The organism is Acinetobacter sp. IK23 (assembly GCF_035615275.1).
In the GTDB taxonomy this organism is placed as follows: domain Bacteria; phylum Pseudomonadota; class Gammaproteobacteria; order Pseudomonadales; family Moraxellaceae; genus Acinetobacter; species Acinetobacter seifertii.
In genome coordinates, this window is record NZ_JANBNX010000032.1 from 17,249 (window position 1) to 35,830 (window position 18,582).

Genomic DNA, 18,582 nt, shown 5'->3' on the forward strand with positions numbered 1-18,582 from the left:
AAAAATTGAAAGACTTGCTCGATATCATGCGTAAGAAAACGGATTCAGATGGTCATGCACCAATTGAGTTCGACCGTATCCGTATTGGTCTTGCGTCACCAGAAATGATTAAGTCATGGTCTCATGGTGAAGTTAAAAAACCTGAGACAATCAACTACCGTACGTTCAAACCAGAACGTGATGGTTTATTCTGTGCCAAAATCTTTGGTCCAGTAAAAGATTACGAATGCTTGTGTGGTAAATACAAGCGTATGAAATATAAAGGCGTCATTTGTGAAAAATGTGGCGTTGAAGTAACTACAGCGAAAGTTCGTCGTGAACGTATGGGTCACATCGAACTTGCTTCACCAGTTGCGCATATCTGGTTCTTAAAATCGTTACCAAGCCGTATCGGTTTATTACTTGATATGACTCTTCGTGATATCGAGCGCGTGTTGTATTTCGAATCATACGTTGTTACTGATCCTGGCATGACGCCATTTGAAAAGTATCAACTTCTTAATGATGAAGAATACTTCACAGCTCTAGAAGAGCACGGTGACGAATTTTTTGCAAAAATGGGTGCGGAAGCTGTTCAAGACTTGTTGAAAGACATCGATCTTGAAGCTGAAATTTCACGTTTACGTGAAGAAATTCCTCAAACAACTTCTGAAACGAAGTTGAAAAAAGCGTCTAAACGCTTGAAATTGATGGAAGCATTCAAAGATTCAAACAACAAGCCTGAATGGATGGTAATGAATGTACTTCCGGTGCTTCCACCAGATTTACGTCCATTAGTTCCACTTGAAGGTGGTCGTTTCGCGACTTCTGACTTGAACGATTTATATCGTCGTGTGATTAACCGTAACAACCGTTTGAAGCGTCTTCTTGACCTTGCAGCACCTGATATTATCGTACGTAACGAAAAACGTATGTTACAAGAGTCTGTAGATGCATTGCTTGATAACGGTCGTCGTGGTCGTGCAATCACTGGTTCTAACAAACGTCCATTAAAATCTTTGGCAGACATGATCAAAGGTAAGCAGGGTCGTTTCCGTCAGAACTTGTTAGGTAAGCGTGTTGACTATTCTGGTCGTTCGGTAATTACTGTAGGTCCTACTTTACGTCTTCACCAATGTGGTCTTCCGAAGAAAATGGCACTTGAATTATTCAAACCATTTATTTTCGCGAAACTACAAGCTTCAGGTCAGGCAACAACCATTAAAGCTGCGAAGAAAATGGTTGAGCGTGAAACTCCAGAAGTTTGGGACGTTCTTGCATCTGTAATTCGTCAACATCCAGTGATGTTGAACCGTGCGCCAACACTTCACCGTTTAGGTCTTCAAGCATTTGAACCTATTCTTATTGAAGGTAAGGCAATCCGTCTTCACCCGCTCGTTTGTGCTGCGTTTAACGCCGACTTCGACGGTGACCAAATGGCGGTACACGTTCCATTGACACTTGAAGCACAGTTAGAAGCTCGTGCATTGATGATGTCAACAAACAACATCTTGTCACCAGCAAACGGTGAGCCAATCATCGTTCCTTCTCAGGACGTTGTCTTGGGTCTTTACTACATCACTCGTGATGCAGTAAATGCCAAAGGTGAAGGCATGATGTTTGCTGATACTCACGAAGTAAACCGTGCACTTGCAACTGGTCAAGTTGCGATTCATGCGCGTGTTAAAGTACGTGTGCATCAAACTGTTATCAATGAAAATGGTGAGCGTGAACACCAAACGATTATCGTTGATACGACACCAGGTCGTTGCTTACTTTGGGAAGTTGTTCCACAAGGTTTAAGCTTTGATATGATCAACCTTGAGATGACTAAAAAGAACATCTCTAAGTTAATCAACTCTTGCTACCGTAAACTTGGTTTGAAAGATACAGTTATCTTTGCTGACCAGTTAATGTACTTGGGCTTCCGTCAAGCGACTCGTTCAGGTGTATCGGTAGGTATGGAAGACATGCTTATTCCACCTACGAAACACACAATTATTGATAAAGCGGAAACAGAAGTTCGTGAAATCGAACAACAGTTCGAACAAGGTTTCGTAACTGCTGGTGAACGTTATAACAAAGTTGTCGATATCTGGGCGCGTACAAACGACCAAGTTGCGAAAGCGATGATGGATAACTTGTCTTACACTGTTGTTAAAAACAAACAAGGTGAAGATGAGAAGCAAAAATCATTCAACAGCATTTACATGATGTCTGACTCTGGTGCCCGTGGTAGTGCGGCGCAGATTCGTCAGCTTGCTGGTATGCGTGGTTTGATGGCAAAACCGGATGGCTCGATTATTGAGACACCGATTAAAGCGAACTTCCGTGAAGGTTTAACAGTACTTCAGTACTTTATTTCGACACACGGTGCGCGTAAAGGTTTGGCCGATACAGCATTAAAAACTGCGAACTCTGGTTACTTGACTCGTCGTCTTGTAGACGTAGCGCAAGATTTAGTAATTACCGAGCCTGACTGTGGTACAGCGGGTGGTTTGGTGATGACTCCATTCATTCAAGGTGGTGATGTCATCGAGCCATTACGTGACCGCGTATTAGGTCGTGTAACTGCTGAAGACGTACGTCGTGCATCTGATGATGAAGTTGTATTACCTCGTGGTACGTTAATTGACGAGAAAATCGCAGCTCAGCTTGAAGAAGCTGGTGTCGATGAAGTTAAAGTACGTTCAGTAATCGCATGTGAATCTACATTCGGTGTATGTGCTCGTTGTTATGGTCGTGACCTTGCACGTGGTCACTTGGTGAACCCAGGTGAATCAGTAGGTGTAATGGCTGCGCAATCAATTGGTGAGCCAGGTACACAGTTAACGATGCGTACGTTCCACGTTGGTGGTGCTGCGAGCCGAACTTCTGCTGCAAACAGTGTTCAAGTACGTAACAAAGGTACTGTACGTTTCCACAACGTGAAAACTGTACAACATGCGAAAGGTCATTTAGTTTCAGTTTCACGTTCAGGTGAAATTGGTATTGCTGATGAGCTAGGTCGTGAGCGCGAACGTTATAAACTTCCTTACGGTGCAAGCATCTTGTTGAAAGATGGTGAAATGGTTGAGGCTGGTGGTATCGTTGCAACTTGGGATCCGCATACACATCCATTAGTAACAGAAGTTGCTGGTAAAGCGCGTTTCAGCCAAATTGCTGATGGTGTAACTGCAACATCGAAAACTGATGATGCAACTGGTATGACAACTGTTGAAATCTTACCTGTAACAGCACGTCCTGCTTCTGGTAAAGATTTACGTCCAGCAATCGTATTAGATATGACTGATGGCACTGAACAGTTCTACTTCTTACCACAAAATACAATTGTAACTGTCCGTGATGGCGAAACAATTGGTGTGGGTGACGTTATCGGTCGTGTACCACAAGAAACATCGCGTACTCGTGATATTACCGGTGGTCTTCCGCGTGTTGCTGACTTGTTCGAAGCGCGTAAACCTAAAGAGCATGCAATCTTGGCAGAAGTGTCTGGTATCGTAAGCTTTGGTAAAGAGACTAAAGGTAAGAACCGTTTAGTGATTACACCAGATGACGGCTCTGAAATTTACGAAGAGTTGATTCCAAAATGGCGTCAAATCAACGTGTTTGAAGGTGAGCATGTGAACCGTGGTGAAACTATTTCTGATGGTCCACAAAACCCGCATGACATCTTACGTTTGAAAGGTGAAGTTGCTTTAACAAACTACATCGTGAACGAAGTTCAAGACGTTTACCGTCTCCAAGGTGTAAAAATCAACGATAAGCACATTGAAGTTATCGTACGTCAAATGTTGCGTAAAGTTGATATCACTGATGGTGGCGATACAAGCTTTATCAAAGGCGAGCAAGTGGATTACATCCGCGTTGTTCAAGAGAACCAAGCTGTATTGGCTCAGAACAAGTTCCCAGCTAAGTTTGAACGTCAATTGATGGGTATTACGAAAGCATCGCTTTCTACTGACTCGTTCATCTCTGCTGCATCGTTCCAGGAAACAACTCGTGTGTTAACTGAAGCTGCTGTAACAGGTAAAGAAGATGATTTACGTGGCTTGAAAGAAAACGTTGTTGTTGGTCGCTTGATTCCAGCTGGTACTGGTCTTGCGTACCACTTAGAGCGTCGTCGTCAAGAAGCAGAAGCTGCAGAACATGAGCTTCATAATGACTTTAGTGAAGTAGACCAAGCATTTAGCCAAGCATTAAACTCAGAACAATTCTAAGTTTAGATTGGCATTAAAAAAGGCACCTCAGGGTGCCTTTTTTATTTAAAGTTATTTAACAATTTTAAGTTGTAATTACATAAGAATATTAAAGAGCAAATATTTTATTACTTAAGCGGGATAAAGACTCCACATAAGCAAATTAGGCTACCTACTTATGAAAACTGGAGTAAATCGAATGAAAAAAATGATGATGATTGCAGGTGTGGGTTTAATGTCGAGCACTTTGTTTGTAGGTTGTCAAAACGCAAGTCCAGAAAGTAAGCGTATTGGTTCTGCTGCGATTGGTGGTGGTGCTGGTGGTGCAGTGGGTAAAAGCTTGGGTGGTAATCTTGGTGCAGGCTTAGGAGCCGCATTAGGTGCAGGTGTAGCTGCAAATGCAAAAGGTTCGAATAGTAAAACTACGCGTAATAGTGCAATTGGCGCAGGTGTAGGGGCGCTTTTAGGTGGAGCAGTCATTGGTGGTGAGGCGGGTGCTGCCGCCGGCGGCGCACTTGGTGGTAGTGCCGGAGCTGCTTATGAGGAAAAAAAAGGAAGTACTAAGTTACGTTGATCGTATCTAAATTAGAAGCTCTTAGGTTTTTAAGGGCTTCTTTTTTTGCTTAATTTAAGCGCATTAAGATGAATTAATTATCGATTCTATAAGGCTTTTACAAAATATCAATCGTCCACAACAGTGTATTAACACAAACTCATAAAATCCCTCATAAAAGAAGATTATGCTTGGAGTAGAGCACAATGGAGTGAGTATGGTCATGAAGAAAACAATTGGTTTAGTGTCTACTTTAGTATTATCTGCGGTTATGTTTACTGGCTGTCAGAATATGAGCCCATCTGATCAGCGTATTGGTGCTGCTGCATTAGGCGGGGCTGTGGGTGGTGGCGTAGGTAACCATGTAGGTGGTGGTCTAGGTGCGGGTGTTGGTGCAGCAGCAGGCGCCGGTGTGGGGGCAAATGCTAAAGGTAGTAATAAAAGTTCGACCACAAGCAGCGCAATTGGTGCCGGTATTGGGTCTGTCGTAGGTAAAGCAATTTTTGGTGGTGATACGGGCGCTGCAATTGGTGGTGCACTCGGCGGTGGTGCTGGTGCAGCCTATGAAGAGAAAAGATAGAATTTATTGAAATAAAATAAGCGCTTTTGAGCGCTTATTTTATTGGTGGAAAGCTTTAGCTTTTTTGCGGCGGATGTAAAGAGTCTTTTGTACTTCAGCAATTCTTACTCCAGATTCATCAAAAATATTGAGATGATATGTTCTAAGAACTGGCGCATAGTTCTCGGCGAGTTCTCGAATCTGCTCAATCTCTGCTAAGTCGACTCGAATGTCAGCGTAAACGGTACTTCGTCCAGGTGATAAAAAGTTAATTTCAGCTGCTTTATCCCAAACAATATATTTTGGTCCTAGATGGTGCATAAGAATAAGCATATAGAACGGGTCTACCATTGAATAAAGACTACCGCCAAAATGTGTTCCCACTAAATTTTGGTTTTTCCAGCTAAGGGGCATTTTTACCCGAACGTGGCAAAGTTCTAAATTCATGATTTCAATATGAATCCCTGCACCACGGTAGGGAGGATAATAATTAAATAAGAATTTAGAGATAGAAGGAATGTTCTGAAGTTTTTTTAAAATAGCCATAATAGTCAATTTTTTTTATTGCAACACTGGTCATACTAGATAAGTATCATCTTTTTTATATTGATGGCAATGCTTTATCCGATTAACGACATGATCAATTGAAAAACAAAATAGGAAATGATTATGCAGCCAAAGATTTATACAGTAACAACAACTGATCAACAAACCCTATGTGCCAAGGCTTGGGGCGATGAGAAAAAGACCCCATTAGTTTTAGTACATGGTTATCCTGATAATCAGGAAGTATGGGAATCGGTCATTGAATATTTAATTAATGATTTTTATATCGTTACTTATGATGTCCGTGGAGCGGGTTTGTCATCTATTCCTAAACGGATACGCGATTATCGTTTAGAGCGCTTATCTTTAGATTTAAAAGAAGTCGTCGATGAAGTACTGCCAAATCGACAGTTCCATATGGCTGCACATGATTGGGGTTCGATTCAATCTTGGGAGTCTGCAACTGAACCTAAATTTAAAGGCCGCTTGTTATCTTATACAACCATTTCTGGTCCTTGTTTAGATCACGCTGCACTGTTCTTAAGAGATAAATTTAAAACGTCTCCTGCAAAGATCTTAAAAATTTTAACAAAATCATGGTATATCGGTGCGTTCCATTTACCATTTGTCGCGCCAACTGTATGGTCTCTTTTTAGCCCAGAAAAGTGGGGTAAAATATTAAAAGACTTAGAGCGAAAAGATAATTTACCGTTAAATAATAATATTTCTGCTGATGGTAAATACGGGATTAATTTATATCGTGCTAATTTTATTCCTCGCTTAACAGCACCTCGTCAGCGTTATGCACAGTGTCCAGTTAAAGCAATTATTTTAAAATACGATACTTTTGTGAGCCCTGAATATATTACGGAAGCGATGCCAAAATGGGTTGAAAACTTTGAGTATGTTGAGCTTGAAGCAAACCATTGGGCTATTTTAAGTCAAGCTGAGAAAGTAGCAGCTCATATTCGTCAGTTTATTCAATCACAAAGCAAATAAGTGATTGTTTAATATACAAAACTGCTAATTTGGCGATATTTTCGGCTTCGTAGATGCGAATCTGATAGAATATCGCCTTTTGTTTTGTTCTGAATTTGTTGATGAATGCTGTTGTTGTGGCGATTGCTGTGATGTTTTTACTCTCACTAGCACGCGTTTCTGTCGTATTGACATTAGTGGTTTCTGCCATTGTTGGTGGTCTCGTCTCGGGTTTAAGTCTTTCTCAAACGGTTGATGCTTTTAATGCAGGCCTTGGTGATGGTGCTGAAGTTGCGCTCGCTTATGCCGTATTAGGTGCATTTGCACTTGCTCTTTCTAAATCGGGTTTACCTGACCTACTTGCCCATAAGCTGATTGGTTTATTAGGAATGGAAGCGGGGAAAAGCCGTGAAACCAAGGTAAAATATTTACTCTTAGGTATTCTACTTATTTCTGCAATTTTCTCTCAAAACCTGATACCGGTTCATATCGCATTTATTCCTGTACTCGTACCGCCATTATTACGAGTCATGAATCACTTGAAACTAGACCGCCGCGCAGCAGCTTGTATTCTGACTTTGGGCTTGGTGGGTACCTATATTTTTCTACCTGTTGGTTTTGGTGCGATTTTCCTTGAACAAATTTTGATGGGAAATATCAACAAAATCGGTGCTACTTATGGTTTACATGTAGAACGAGGTATGATGCCAATTGGCATGGCAATTCCAGTTTTAGGTATGGTGTTAGGCACTTTAGTTGCGGTGTTTATTAGTTACCGTAAACCAAGAATTTATGCTGATCGAGCTATTACTCTTGTAACCACGATTGATTTAGATAAACCTCTACGTGCAACAGTACAAGATGAAACAGCAGATCTAAAAGCAGATGCAGAAGAACTTAAACATGAAGCAGAACAAGCTCCTGTCATTGCGAAAAAAACAATTTTCATGGCTTTACTGGCGATAGGTCTCACTTTAGTTGCACAGCTTTATTCTGGCTCAATGATTTTAGGTGGCCTAGTCGGCTTCGCAATTTTGTCTACAGCAGGCATTTTTAAATGGCAAGATGCAGATGATGTGTTCGTACAAGGTATGCGAATGATGGCACTAGTCGGCTTTATTATGATCTCTGCTGCGGGTTTTGCATCAGTCATGACGCATACGGGTGATATTAATCAACTGGTAAAAGGTGTGGTTGAAATTATTGGTGATAATCGTGCCCTTGCTGCTTTCTTAATGCTTTGTATTGGTTTGTTTGTCACGATTGGTATTGGTTCATCTTTCTCTAGTGTCCCTGTCTTGGCAGTGATTTACGTTCCTTTATGCGTACAGTTTGGTTTTTCACCATTAGCAACGATTGCACTGATAGGTACAGCTGCGGCTTTAGGTGATGCAGGCTCTCCAGCTTCTGATTCAACGCTAGGGCCTACAGCTGGTTTAGGTGTTGATGGGCAACATGACCATATTTGGGATACTGTTATTCCAACATTTATTCATTTTAATATCCCTCTACTCATTTTTGGCTGGATTGCAGCTATGATTTTATAATTTTTCATAATATATTAAATTTAAAGCCTTCTTAATAATTATCTAAAAGTGATCATTAAGAAGGCTTTTTTTATGGAATAAATAAAAAATGTATTTAAAATAAATTATATTAAAATGCTCGGATTTAAAAGTATATTAAAAAGGTTGGTTATATAAAATAATTCTGATTAATAAGGTTGGAATAAAAACCAATTAAAATAGTTGGTTAATATATAATTTTATTTAAAACAGTTATTTAAAAATAAATATAAAAATAATTTTATAATAGGTGTTGCATCAATTTAAAATAAATGTTTATTATAAATATAAATAAGGTTGGAGATATTAAAGTGTTCAAAAAAGCGTTGGTTATTGCATTAATGGGGGTGTCTTCATTTACTTTTGCTGGTAATTGGCAAGTAAAATTTGGTGGTAGTGTTATTGCTCCATCTGACGATACAACAACTGCTTTAGGTGTAGTAAAAGCTGATCATGAATATGCATTTACACCATCAGTTGAATACTTTTTTGGCGAATCTCCTTTTTCGGCTGAATTATTATTAGCAGCGCCAGTCAATCATGATGTTTTATTAGATGGTAAGAATGTTGCGCGTATTAAACAATTACCACCAACAATTACTGCAAAATATCATTTTAAAAACTCAACTCGTTTCACACCGTATATTGGTATCGGGGCGACAGCATTTATTCCTTGGGATGAGCAAGGCGTTGCTGACAAAGTAAAAGAAGATTTTGGTGTAGCAGGGCAAGTTGGTTTTAACTTTCAGCCTGCTGATGCGAAAAACTGGGGAGTATTTGTAGATGTTCGTTATGCCGATATTAGTCCAGAAGTTACTTTAACAAATGGTGCTAAGTTTGATTTAGATATTAATCCGTTTGTTTACACTTTAGGTTATAGCTATAGATTTTAAGCATAATAATAAATAGAAAGAATATAATAACAAACCTAGACTCAGGCACCTCACATAGATTTTATGTGAGGTTTTTTATTTTTAATATCACTAAAAAAAAGCATAAAGCAGACAGTTTTCTACATATTCTTTCACCTTTTATTTTTAAACTATTTTTTATATATCTTTAAAGGAATAACCTCATGAATAGAAAATTTGCCATAGCTCTAGCACTTTTTAGTGGTATGGCTTTTGCCGATAATGTACAGGCTGCTAGTTTTTCGTGTAATGCTGCAAAAACTAAGACAGAACTGAGTATTTGTAAAAACCGTTCTTTAAATGATGCAGATGTGAAAATGGTAACGACCTATCAAATTGTTTTACATGCGTTACCGATGGGAGGCAGAGATAATCAAAAAGATACTCAACAACAATGGTTGAAAAAAAGAAATGCCTGCGCTGCCAACGTTAGTTGTATTTCCAAAGCTTATCAGCAGAGACAACAACAGTTGGATTCTATCCTGCAAGATAGAGTGTTAAGCCATGGCCCATTTTAATTAAAGTAAAATTTTTTAATATTCAGGATTGAAAAATTCTAGAAATACTCCATTCATAAAGCATTCGAGAACAAACAGACTTCAAAATTTAAGGAGTGATTTATGAGTGAACAAGCATCACAAAATTATAGTTTCCAAGCAGAAGTAGCACAGCTTTTACATTTAGTGACGCATTCTCTCTATTCTAACCCTGAAATTTTCTTGCGTGAGCTGATCTCTAATGCATCTGATGCATGTGATAAGTTACGTTTTGAAGGAATCAATCATCCTGAATATTATGAAAATGATCCAGATTTACATGTACGAATCAGCTTAAATAAAGAAGATAAAACCTTAACGATCTCTGATAACGGTATTGGTTTAAGCCAACAAGAAGCAATTGATAACTTGGGTACCATTGCAAAATCTGGGACTAAAGATTTCATGTCAAAATTGACGGGTGACCAGAAAGCAGATGCTCAGTTGATTGGTCAGTTTGGTGTTGGTTTCTACTCAGGTTTTATTGTTGCCGATAAAATTACGGTTGAATCACGTCGTGCAGGCTCAGATGCATCTGAAGGTGTGCGTTGGATTAGTGGTGGTACTGGCGAGTTTGAAGTTCAGCAAATTGATAAAGCTTCACGTGGTACTGACATTATTCTTCATTTGCGTGATGACGCGCTTGATTATTTAGAATCTTATAAAGTTAAGCAGATTGTTAACAAATACTCTGACCACATTAGTTTGCCAATTGAAATGCAAAAAGAAGTTTGGCAAGAAGAGGAAGTCGCTGAGGGTGAAGAGCCTAAAGGTGGCCAAATGGTCAAAACTGACGAGTGGGAAGCGATTAACTCTGCAAGTGCTTTATGGACCCGTAACAAAAGTGAGGTGACAGATGAGCAATATGTTGAGTTTTATAAAAACTTAACGCATGACTTTGATGCACCACTCGCTTGGGCACATAACCGAGTTGAGGGTAGCACTGAATATACCCAATTACTTTATATTCCAAGCAAAGCTCCTCATGACATTTTTACACGTGAAGCAAAAGCGGGAATTAAGCTATATGTAAAACGTGTCTTCATTATGGATGATGCAGATAACTTAATTCCAAACTATTTACGCTTTGTACAAGGTGTGGTGGATAGTGCAGATTTACCGCTGAATGTCAGCCGTGAGTTGTTGCAAGAAAGCCGTGATGTCAAAACGATTCGTGAAGGTAATGCACGCCGCGTATTAACAGTACTTGATGGCTTGGCTAAATCGGAAGATGAAAAAGACCAAGAAAAATTCAAGACGTTCTACACTGAGTTTGGCTCAGTACTTAAAGAAGGTTTGGGTGAAGACTTTGGTAATCGCGAACGTATTTTAAAATTATTACGTTATGCAACTTCAACAAATGATGAAGTCGTAACTTCTTTTGCAGACTATAAAGCTCGCATGAAAGAAGGTCAAAAAGCTATTTATTATGTGACTGCTGACAGCTTAGCTGCTGCTAAAAACTCACCACAGCTTGAGTTGTTTAAGAAAAAAGGCATTGAAGTATTGTTAATGGCAGAGCGTGTTGACGAATGGGCAATGAACTTTGTTCAAGAGTTTGACGGTACACCATTGAAGAATGTCTCTAAAGGTGCAGTTGATTTAGGTGACTTGCAAGATGCAGAAGAGAAAAAGGCACTTGATCAAGCGGCTGAACAATTTAAGCCTGTGGTTGAAAAGCTAAGTGACTCATTGAAAGCCAAAACTAAAGAAGTACGTGTAACAACCCGATTGGTCGACTCTCCAGCGTGTTTAGTAACAAGTGAAGGTGAATTGTCTCCTCAACTTATTCGTATGTTGAAACAAGCAGGTCAAGCTGTTCCTGAAATCAAGCCAATTTTAGAAATTAACCCTGAGCATCCTTTGGTGAAAAAACTTGAAGGCTCGGAACAATTTGATGATTTGGCGAACGTGATTTTTGATCAGGCTGTGATTGCTGAAGGTGGTTTACCAGAAGACCCAGCTGCTTATGTGAAGCGTATTAATAGCTTGTTGTTGAAATAATTTTTCGATATAAAAAAAGCCTCTGAACTGTCAGGGGCTTTTTTGTGGATAAAGAAAGAGTTATCCACAACTTAATGATTTTTGGCTAAAAACTAGCTTCTAGATTCATTTGCACACTCAATTGATGCTTAGGATCATCATCAATATGGTTAAAAAAGTTAAGATCATTTTGCATAAAAATCCAATCTCGCCATATAGGTTGGCGCCATGAAATATAAGGCCCCCAGCTATTTACTCGAATGTCATTTTTAGCATATACGCCACCACTATAAACACCATAAGTGAGACGATTATCTTTTACAAACTCGTATTGCTGAAAAGTCCAATTACCCCAACTATAGTCTTCATTTTCACTTTTATTAATATTAAATTTACTAGCAAAAAGGGTATTGTCCTGCATTTTTTGCGTCAAGTTCAGTGTTGTTTCAGTGTAGTTCCTGCTGGTTGAGCCGTAGCGGAACAGTTGCTCTGTATCTAAGCTCATATTATGTCTTAAATTCCATTTTTTCTTGGCAAGAAATTGGACGTAAACATCACTGTCTGAGTTTGAGCCTAAATCAAGATTATTTTCAAAAGGTATCCATGTTGAAATCGTATCCCAGCTTGCAGTAAGTGGATTATTGACTGAAATACGAGGGGTTGAAGCTTTCTTCTTTTTCTTACCCAAGGTTTTATAAGGATGCTTATGTTGGCTTGCACGATTCCATAACGTATCATTTCCAAATACGGCCATTAAGTCCTGAATCAGTGCGGCATCTGAATCATTATTTGTTTCTACTTCACAGGGTGAGTGGGCAGAAAATGCTGAGAATCTTGGAGTTTTGATAAATAGCGTAGAAGAATGTAGAAATCGTCTTGTAGAGCGTGGATGCTTGAAAGAATTAGAGAAAAGTTGCGTATGAGGAATTAAAACCAGCATACCTAAACTATAAATACAAAGTAAGGCTTTAGATTTATATTCAAATGAAAAAGAAGAGAATTGATTCATTTTTCTGAAAATCAGGAATCAAAAGTTAGCTCAGTATTGTAAGGGAAAAAACTTAAATTTTTATTTAAAAGTATTTTATTTTTCACCACCTTGGAGACAATCTCCAAGGTGGTCCGTAGCAATTAGAACAGCGCTTCTAAACGTAAGAAAGTACTCACGAAATGATTACGATCTTCACGGTGGTCATTAAAGTAATTGACGTCGCCTTGTACAAAGAACCATTCACGTAAAAGAGGTTGGCGCCATGAGACAAATGGTCCCCAACTATTTAAACGTAAATCGTTACTGTTGTAATAACCGCCGGTATAAATACCGTAGTTAAAACGGTTGTTTGCAAAGAAACTATGTTCACGGAAAAGTCGGTTCTCCCATGTTAAATCATCGTCCTGATCATCGGCATACGTTAAGCTGAACTGATTTGATAATATTGGCTGATTTGGACGAGCATGGGTGAGTTCTAGGTTAGTACGTAAATAATTTTCGCTATGAATACCATATCGATAAATTTCTTCTGCATAAAATTTAAAATCATTACGTAATTGCCAATCTCTTGATGCTTTTAAACGGACATACACGTCGTCTCCAGAACGTATACCCAAGTCGGCATCTGTTTCAAACGGCAATTTTTTAGATAAATTTGACCATCGTAACGCGATTGAACTATTGTCATCTCGTGTGCGTTTAGCATCAATTTTCTTGTTTGAATCTTGATTTGGATTCTGGTTGATATTGGCCGGACTGTTATTAAATTCATTATCTAATGAGTCATCACCAAATACTATGCTCAAACGTTTCTCTAGTGTAGGAAGCTTGATCTTACCGCGAATTCTGGGCTTGATTTCAAAGTTATCGTACTCATTCCAATAGTTATCAACCATCACACGAATCGTTGCTGTTGCTGGTTTTTGAGGGTCGACTTCACCAAACCAGTTGTCAATTTTTTCAGATGTATGATCGGCCCAATTGCGGATTTTCTTTTGCTTGCGATCAAACCAAGTCTGGTCTTCAGTTTGTTCCATGGGTGGAACAATAGGGTGATTGGACTGCTCAGGAAAAATCGTTGGAGTTGCATCAATCCACCTTGGGATTTGGTCTAAAAGATTTTCATCTTTATTTTCTTGAGTTTGAGCTCCAGATGGCAAACTCTCTACTTGCTGAGTTGACGAAGAATTTATTTCTGCATGAGCCATGCATAATGAACCAAATCCTAATGTTACAAGTGCAAAAAGCTGCCGATACGTAATAACGTGAAATGTTTTCATATCTATCTTTATGTTTTGTTGTTATTGTCACTTTTGTTGATTTTTCTAATAAAATCAAGAGGACGACACAAAAGTTAAGTAAATTTAACTTTTTTTACATATTTGAATTAAATGAAAAAGTTTAAGCTAGTAGCTAGAATTTTTAAGCAAAAAAAATCCCCCAAACTAGGGGGATTTTAGATCAGGGAAACTTCAAATTCCGATCATTAAACACATAAAAAACAGAACATTACAGCGCGAATATTCTAAGTGGCAATCATAAACGCATTTTAAACAATTGAATAGTTCTTTTTTTAGAACGCTCTATTGCTAAAACGGTGATAAAACATACGATTTGTTCACACTTTACAGTTAAGACTGTTTATTTTGTGGAATATCACATGTTTCATCATTACAAACAGCCGCATCATCTTGCTCGATTTCTTGAGTATTTGACTTGAGCTGTGCTTGTTCTAACACTTGTAAAAATACTTCACGAGGCTGTGCACCTGCAAGCGCAACTCTTTGATCAAATACAAAGAATGGTACGCCAGTTACATTGAGCTGCTCGTGTGCAATTTTTTCGTCATGACGAACGAAATCAGCCAATTCATTCGTATCTAATACGAATTCAACTTCGGCATTATCAAGGCCAATACGAGAAGCAATTTCTTCTACCACTTCACGTTCACCAATCGCTAAACCTTCAGTCATATAAGCATGGAAAAAGGCTTCTTTTGCTTGGTTACCTAAACCTTTACTTTGGGCTAGGTGAATAATGCGGTGAGCGTTAAAGCTATTGCCTGAGTTGGCTTTTTGCCATTGGAAGTCGATTCCTTCAGAGGCAGCCATGGCCGCAATGTTGCGCTCCATTTCTTCCACCTCTTCATAGGTACGACCATATTTTTTCGCTAAACGCTCAGTATTTGAAGTGTCATGTGTTGCTGGCGCATTTGGATCTAGTTCGAAACTATGCCAATGAATATCAAGTTCAATACCTGCTTCAGCCGCGACATGTTCAAGGCGTTTTTTGCCGATGTAACAGAAAGGACAAACTACATCAGACCAGACATCAACACGCATGGGAGAATCTCATAAATTTTAATTACCCATCATAATAGGGGTGATGTATCAGGATTTAAAGCATTGAATAGCGAATAGAGTGTTGCGTATTGTGAAATAAATGACATATAAAGAACGAAGAGCTCTATTTTATAACTATAAAGAGCAAAACTATAAGAATGGAAATAGGAGGTGCGTATGCGCCGAATTTTGATTGCGATTGCAGGTCTGGTCGTCATTGCAGCTATTGTCTTTTTTTCCTATCAACATATTCAACAGCAACAAGCTAAAGACAGTAGCGAAATGTTCGATGTGGTGATGAGTGAAAAAATGAGTGAACTTTATGAACAGGCTCAAGATTGGTCTAAACCTGTACAACTCGATATTCATGATAAACGGCTTGCAGGACACTATAAGCAAGTCTCTGAGTTTCTTTTAAATTATTGGGTTCAAAACGTAAATGCGCGTAATGAATATTTAAGAGAACTAAAAGCTGCGAAATGGGACACTTTTTTAAATGTTGACCGTTTGGATATTGATAAAAAACAAAAATATGCTGAAACAGAAAAGATGTTGGCAGATGTTCGAAAAGCTTCAGATAAATATCAATCTGAATATGAATCAATTCATAAGACTTTTCTCGCTAAAATTCAGGAATTATCTGTTGATGCAGATACGAGACAACTTCTTGAAATGAAATTGGGAACTCAGCAAAAGGCTGATCAGGATCATGCAATTTTTGTGATTGAGCTACAAATTTTAGATGACGCAGAGGAAATGTTTAAACTTCTAAAAAATTATTCGTGGCAAAAGAAAGATCATATGATTCTTTTTCATGAAAATGCCCAAGTTAAAAAATTTAACGAGCTTTACCAGCATGTTCTAAAACTTAATGCAAAAATTGAAAGTATTAAGAAAAAGAACGTGGCTGCTTTAGAAAATGAGCTAGAAGAATAATGACAGCATGAGCATCAACTACTATGTATTGGTGCTCTCAGCTTTGCCTTTTACCAAGAAAGATTGTAATAAACTTTGAGAAGTTTGTAGTTTGCTTAACTGCTCAGATACATGCATCAGTTCTGTTTGTAGCTTTTCTTGAACAATAGGGCAGAGCGTAAATACCCTTTCATCTAAATCAAAACACGGTAATAACACTTGGATATCTTTTAGCGGCATACCAGCATCATTTAATATTTTAATTTTCTTAATATTTTCAATGTCTTTTTGCGTATAACTGCGATAGTTATTGCTTGCGCGATGCGGTTGTATTAGCCCTAAACTTTCATAATAACGCAGCATACGCGGACTAACTTTTGTAAGTTCGGCGACTTTAGCTAGGTTCATAAAATAGGCTTGACCTTAACAGTGATGTCATAGTTTAGCATGCTTTTATCTTTCAAAATGGTACTTGTTTAATGATCAGAAAACTCATTTTATTGGTGTTATTCGGATTGATGTCATTTGTTGCAAATACCAAAACACTGGAACTTCAGGAGAAGAACATGCGTCAAATATTTGTACTTCACGGTTATTCTGCTTCTATACATGATCACTGGTTCTTGGACCTAAAACATCAAATAGAAGATGAACATACATCTGTGACCCTAATACCATTTCCAGATTCTGAGCATCCCGATGTAGATGCTTGGCAGAAGGTACTAGATGAACAGATTCCTAACGTTAATGAAAATACCTATTTTGTGGCACATAGTTTGGGTGTGATTACTTTGCTGCACTTTTTGCAAAGACATGATTATCAACATATTGGAGGAATGATTTTAGTATCTGGGTTCTCTGGGCCACTTTCAGACATTTCTCCACTCGATGCTTATATAGTAAAAAGCAAAGTCGACACCAATTACTTTAAAGACATAAAGAAAAAGCTGGTGTATTTATCTGATAATGATGATTTGGTTCCACCAAAACTGACAGTTCAATTGGCTAAGGATATTGATGCGCCGTACATTACTGTTCCTAATGGCGGACATTTTTTAGGTCGGGAAGGTTATACGGCATTTCCGCAAGTCGTGAATTCTTTAAAAGAAATGTTAGAGAACGACTAAAATTTATAAGTTAAATCGCACTCTATAATCTGAACACTTTTGTTCAAGTTATAGAGTGCTTTATATCTAAGTATTTTTGGCCAAAAATACAGTTAATAGTAGATTTAAAATTATTATTTTTATTAGACGAATATTAAAGAGAATATTTTCTTATTAGATTAAAATACAATAAATTTATAAAATATTGAGGGTATCGTGGTAAATTTAGCTATTCCTGCACGGTTCTTAGAAATCATAGCACAAAATAATAAGTTAAAGTCTGCAGTCGAAACTAGTATCTCGAATTTTCAAGCTTGGATAAATGACAATAAGTTGGTTTTTTTCCCTGAGTATACTGATCATGGAACTAATCATTTGCAGGAGGTACTTGATTCTGCTCAAGGCTTAATTTCTGAAGGAAGTTGGGATGCTATATCGCCTGAAGATATCGCAGCAATTGTTCTATCAGTTCTTTTACATGATTGTGCTTTACACTTATCTGAGGATGGTTTTTATGAGCTTATTAATAGTGATTATCCTTCTATTTCCTCTCGTTATATTGAGCAGCAAGAATCATGGTCAATATTATGGAGTAACTTCCTAGAGGAGGCCAGACGTTTTGATGATAATCGGTTAGTTTCCTTATTTGGTAAAAAAATAGTTATTCGTGATATACCAAATGATAAGGGAGATTTAACTTTAAATCATAGACTGCTTATAGGAGAATTTCTACGTCGGCATCATGCTCGATTAGCTCATGAAATAGCATTTAACGGTATTCCAAATGGAAAAAAGAGCAGTGAGAAGATAAAGCTAGCTACTTCTATTAATGAGAGATTCATTGATTTAGTTGGATTTATTGCGAAGAGCCATAATTTATCTTTAAGAGGTGCTGTTGATAAACTTGGTAAAAATAGTAAGCAATCGGATCAAGGGGTTCATGTACCTTTTGTAATGTCTATCCTAAGAATTGCTGATTATATTCAGATACATAGTGAGAGAGCACCTACTGATTTATTAAATATTAAAAAGCTAATGAGTCCCATATCTCGAGGGGAGTGGAATAAACATCATGCAATTGATCAAATTCATCAAAACCATGATGATCCAGAAGCAATTTTTGTTGATGCGGAACCAACAGATGCGATAACCTATGAGAGTTTAGAAAGATTATTTTCAGATATTCAAAAAGAATTAGATTTAAGTTGGTCAATTCTTGGAGAGGTTTATGGACGATATAAAAATTTAAATTTAGGACTAAATATCAGAAGAATAAGATCAAGTTTAGATAATATGATCCTAGACAGTATCGTGGACAACAAATCCCTCTAAATTCTTAAAATATTTCTTCTCAAAGGCTTCAGGGCTTAACCAGCCATTTGCAGAATGTCTTCTGACCCGATTGTAATAAATCTCAAT

Annotated in this window: 16 protein-coding genes and 1 pseudogene; 11 read left to right on the forward strand and 6 right to left on the reverse strand. The window is 38.0% G+C overall.

Translation table 11 applies throughout. The annotated features are described in order from the left end of the window. Positions 1 to 5 precede the first annotated feature (5 nt). From rpoC to MSG95_RS16600, 3 genes are all read left to right on the forward strand, one after another. Positions 6 to 4,199 (forward strand): DNA-directed RNA polymerase subunit beta', encoded by a 4,194-nt coding sequence (gene rpoC / locus MSG95_RS16590; protein WP_324624707.1) that lies wholly within the window; start codon positions 6 to 8, stop codon positions 4,197 to 4,199. Between the two features lie 178 nt (positions 4,200 to 4,377). Beyond that, entirely contained in the window at positions 4,378 to 4,752 is a 375-nt protein-coding gene (locus MSG95_RS16595) for a DNA transfer protein p32 (RefSeq protein ID WP_190977839.1), read from the forward strand. Between the two features lie 202 nt (positions 4,753 to 4,954). Continuing rightward, positions 4,955 to 5,311, forward strand: a complete 357-nt coding sequence (locus tag MSG95_RS16600) for a hypothetical protein (protein ID WP_025469071.1) — start codon at positions 4,955 to 4,957, stop codon at positions 5,309 to 5,311. 39 nt (positions 5,312 to 5,350) lie between these two features. Here the strand turns inward: MSG95_RS16600 and MSG95_RS16605 are convergent, their stop codons facing one another. Beyond that, a complete protein-coding gene (locus MSG95_RS16605; RefSeq protein ID WP_077162854.1) occupies positions 5,351 to 5,836 on the reverse strand; it encodes a DUF4442 domain-containing protein in 486 nt (161 codons plus the stop codon). 117 nt (positions 5,837 to 5,953) lie between these two features. Between MSG95_RS16605 and MSG95_RS16610 the strand changes: the two genes are divergently transcribed. From MSG95_RS16610 to htpG, 5 genes are all read left to right on the forward strand, one after another. Next, entirely contained in the window at positions 5,954 to 6,835 is an 882-nt protein-coding gene (locus tag MSG95_RS16610; RefSeq protein ID WP_077162853.1) for an alpha/beta fold hydrolase, read from the forward strand. A gap of 101 nt (positions 6,836 to 6,936) precedes the next feature. Further along, positions 6,937 to 8,361, forward strand: a complete 1,425-nt coding sequence (locus MSG95_RS16615) for a Na+/H+ antiporter family protein (protein ID WP_077165647.1) — start codon at positions 6,937 to 6,939, stop codon at positions 8,359 to 8,361. 329 nt (positions 8,362 to 8,690) lie between these two features. Next, complete coding sequence (locus MSG95_RS16620; RefSeq protein WP_077165648.1) at positions 8,691 to 9,272, forward strand: OmpW/AlkL family protein; 582 nt, start codon at positions 8,691 to 8,693, stop codon at positions 9,270 to 9,272. Between the two features lie 182 nt (positions 9,273 to 9,454). Beyond that, positions 9,455 to 9,808 carry a lysozyme inhibitor LprI family protein gene (locus MSG95_RS16625; protein WP_151819584.1) on the forward strand — a complete coding sequence of 118 codons (354 nt, stop codon included), beginning with the start codon at positions 9,455 to 9,457 and terminating at the stop codon, positions 9,806 to 9,808. A gap of 102 nt (positions 9,809 to 9,910) precedes the next feature. Next, entirely contained in the window at positions 9,911 to 11,830 is a 1,920-nt protein-coding gene (gene htpG, locus MSG95_RS16630) for a molecular chaperone HtpG (protein WP_077165017.1), read from the forward strand. Between the two features lie 85 nt (positions 11,831 to 11,915). On the opposite strand, the gene MSG95_RS16635 is transcribed toward htpG, so the two are convergent. The 3 genes from MSG95_RS16635 to MSG95_RS16645 form a co-directional block, all read right to left on the reverse strand. After that, positions 11,916 to 12,818 (reverse strand): selenocysteine synthase, encoded by a 903-nt coding sequence (locus MSG95_RS16635; RefSeq protein ID WP_077165016.1) that lies wholly within the window; start codon positions 12,816 to 12,818, stop codon positions 11,916 to 11,918. Positions 12,819 to 12,940: 122 nt separating this feature from the next. Next, entirely contained in the window at positions 12,941 to 14,080 is a 1,140-nt protein-coding gene (locus tag MSG95_RS16640; protein ID WP_077165015.1) for a hypothetical protein, read from the reverse strand. 351 nt (positions 14,081 to 14,431) lie between these two features. Continuing rightward, positions 14,432 to 15,142, reverse strand: coding sequence for a DsbA family oxidoreductase (locus MSG95_RS16645; protein WP_077165014.1), 711 nt, complete (start codon positions 15,140 to 15,142; stop codon positions 14,432 to 14,434). 177 nt (positions 15,143 to 15,319) lie between these two features. On the opposite strand from MSG95_RS16645, the gene MSG95_RS16650 reads away from it, so the two are divergent. Beyond that, entirely contained in the window at positions 15,320 to 16,078 is a 759-nt protein-coding gene (locus tag MSG95_RS16650; RefSeq protein ID WP_068935813.1) for a hypothetical protein, read from the forward strand. Between the two features lie 21 nt (positions 16,079 to 16,099). Here the strand turns inward: MSG95_RS16650 and MSG95_RS16655 are convergent, their stop codons facing one another. Continuing rightward, complete coding sequence (locus MSG95_RS16655; RefSeq protein WP_077165013.1) at positions 16,100 to 16,465, reverse strand: MerR family transcriptional regulator; 366 nt, start codon at positions 16,463 to 16,465, stop codon at positions 16,100 to 16,102. A 71-nt stretch (positions 16,466 to 16,536) separates the two neighbouring features. Between MSG95_RS16655 and MSG95_RS16660 the strand changes: the two genes are divergently transcribed. After that, the gene (locus MSG95_RS16660; protein WP_077165012.1) at positions 16,537 to 17,184 is read left to right on the forward strand and encodes an RBBP9/YdeN family alpha/beta hydrolase; all 648 of its coding nucleotides are present in this window, start codon (positions 16,537 to 16,539) and stop codon (positions 17,182 to 17,184) included. Between the two features lie 195 nt (positions 17,185 to 17,379). After that, positions 17,380 to 18,495 (forward strand): hypothetical protein, encoded by a 1,116-nt coding sequence (locus MSG95_RS16665; protein WP_324624705.1) that lies wholly within the window; start codon positions 17,380 to 17,382, stop codon positions 18,493 to 18,495. Here the strand turns inward: MSG95_RS16665 and MSG95_RS16670 are convergent. Next, positions 18,463 to 18,582, reverse strand: a pseudogene (locus MSG95_RS16670) (IS3 family transposase); the annotation flags it as partial. The gene MSG95_RS16665 and the pseudogene MSG95_RS16670 overlap by 33 nt on opposite strands.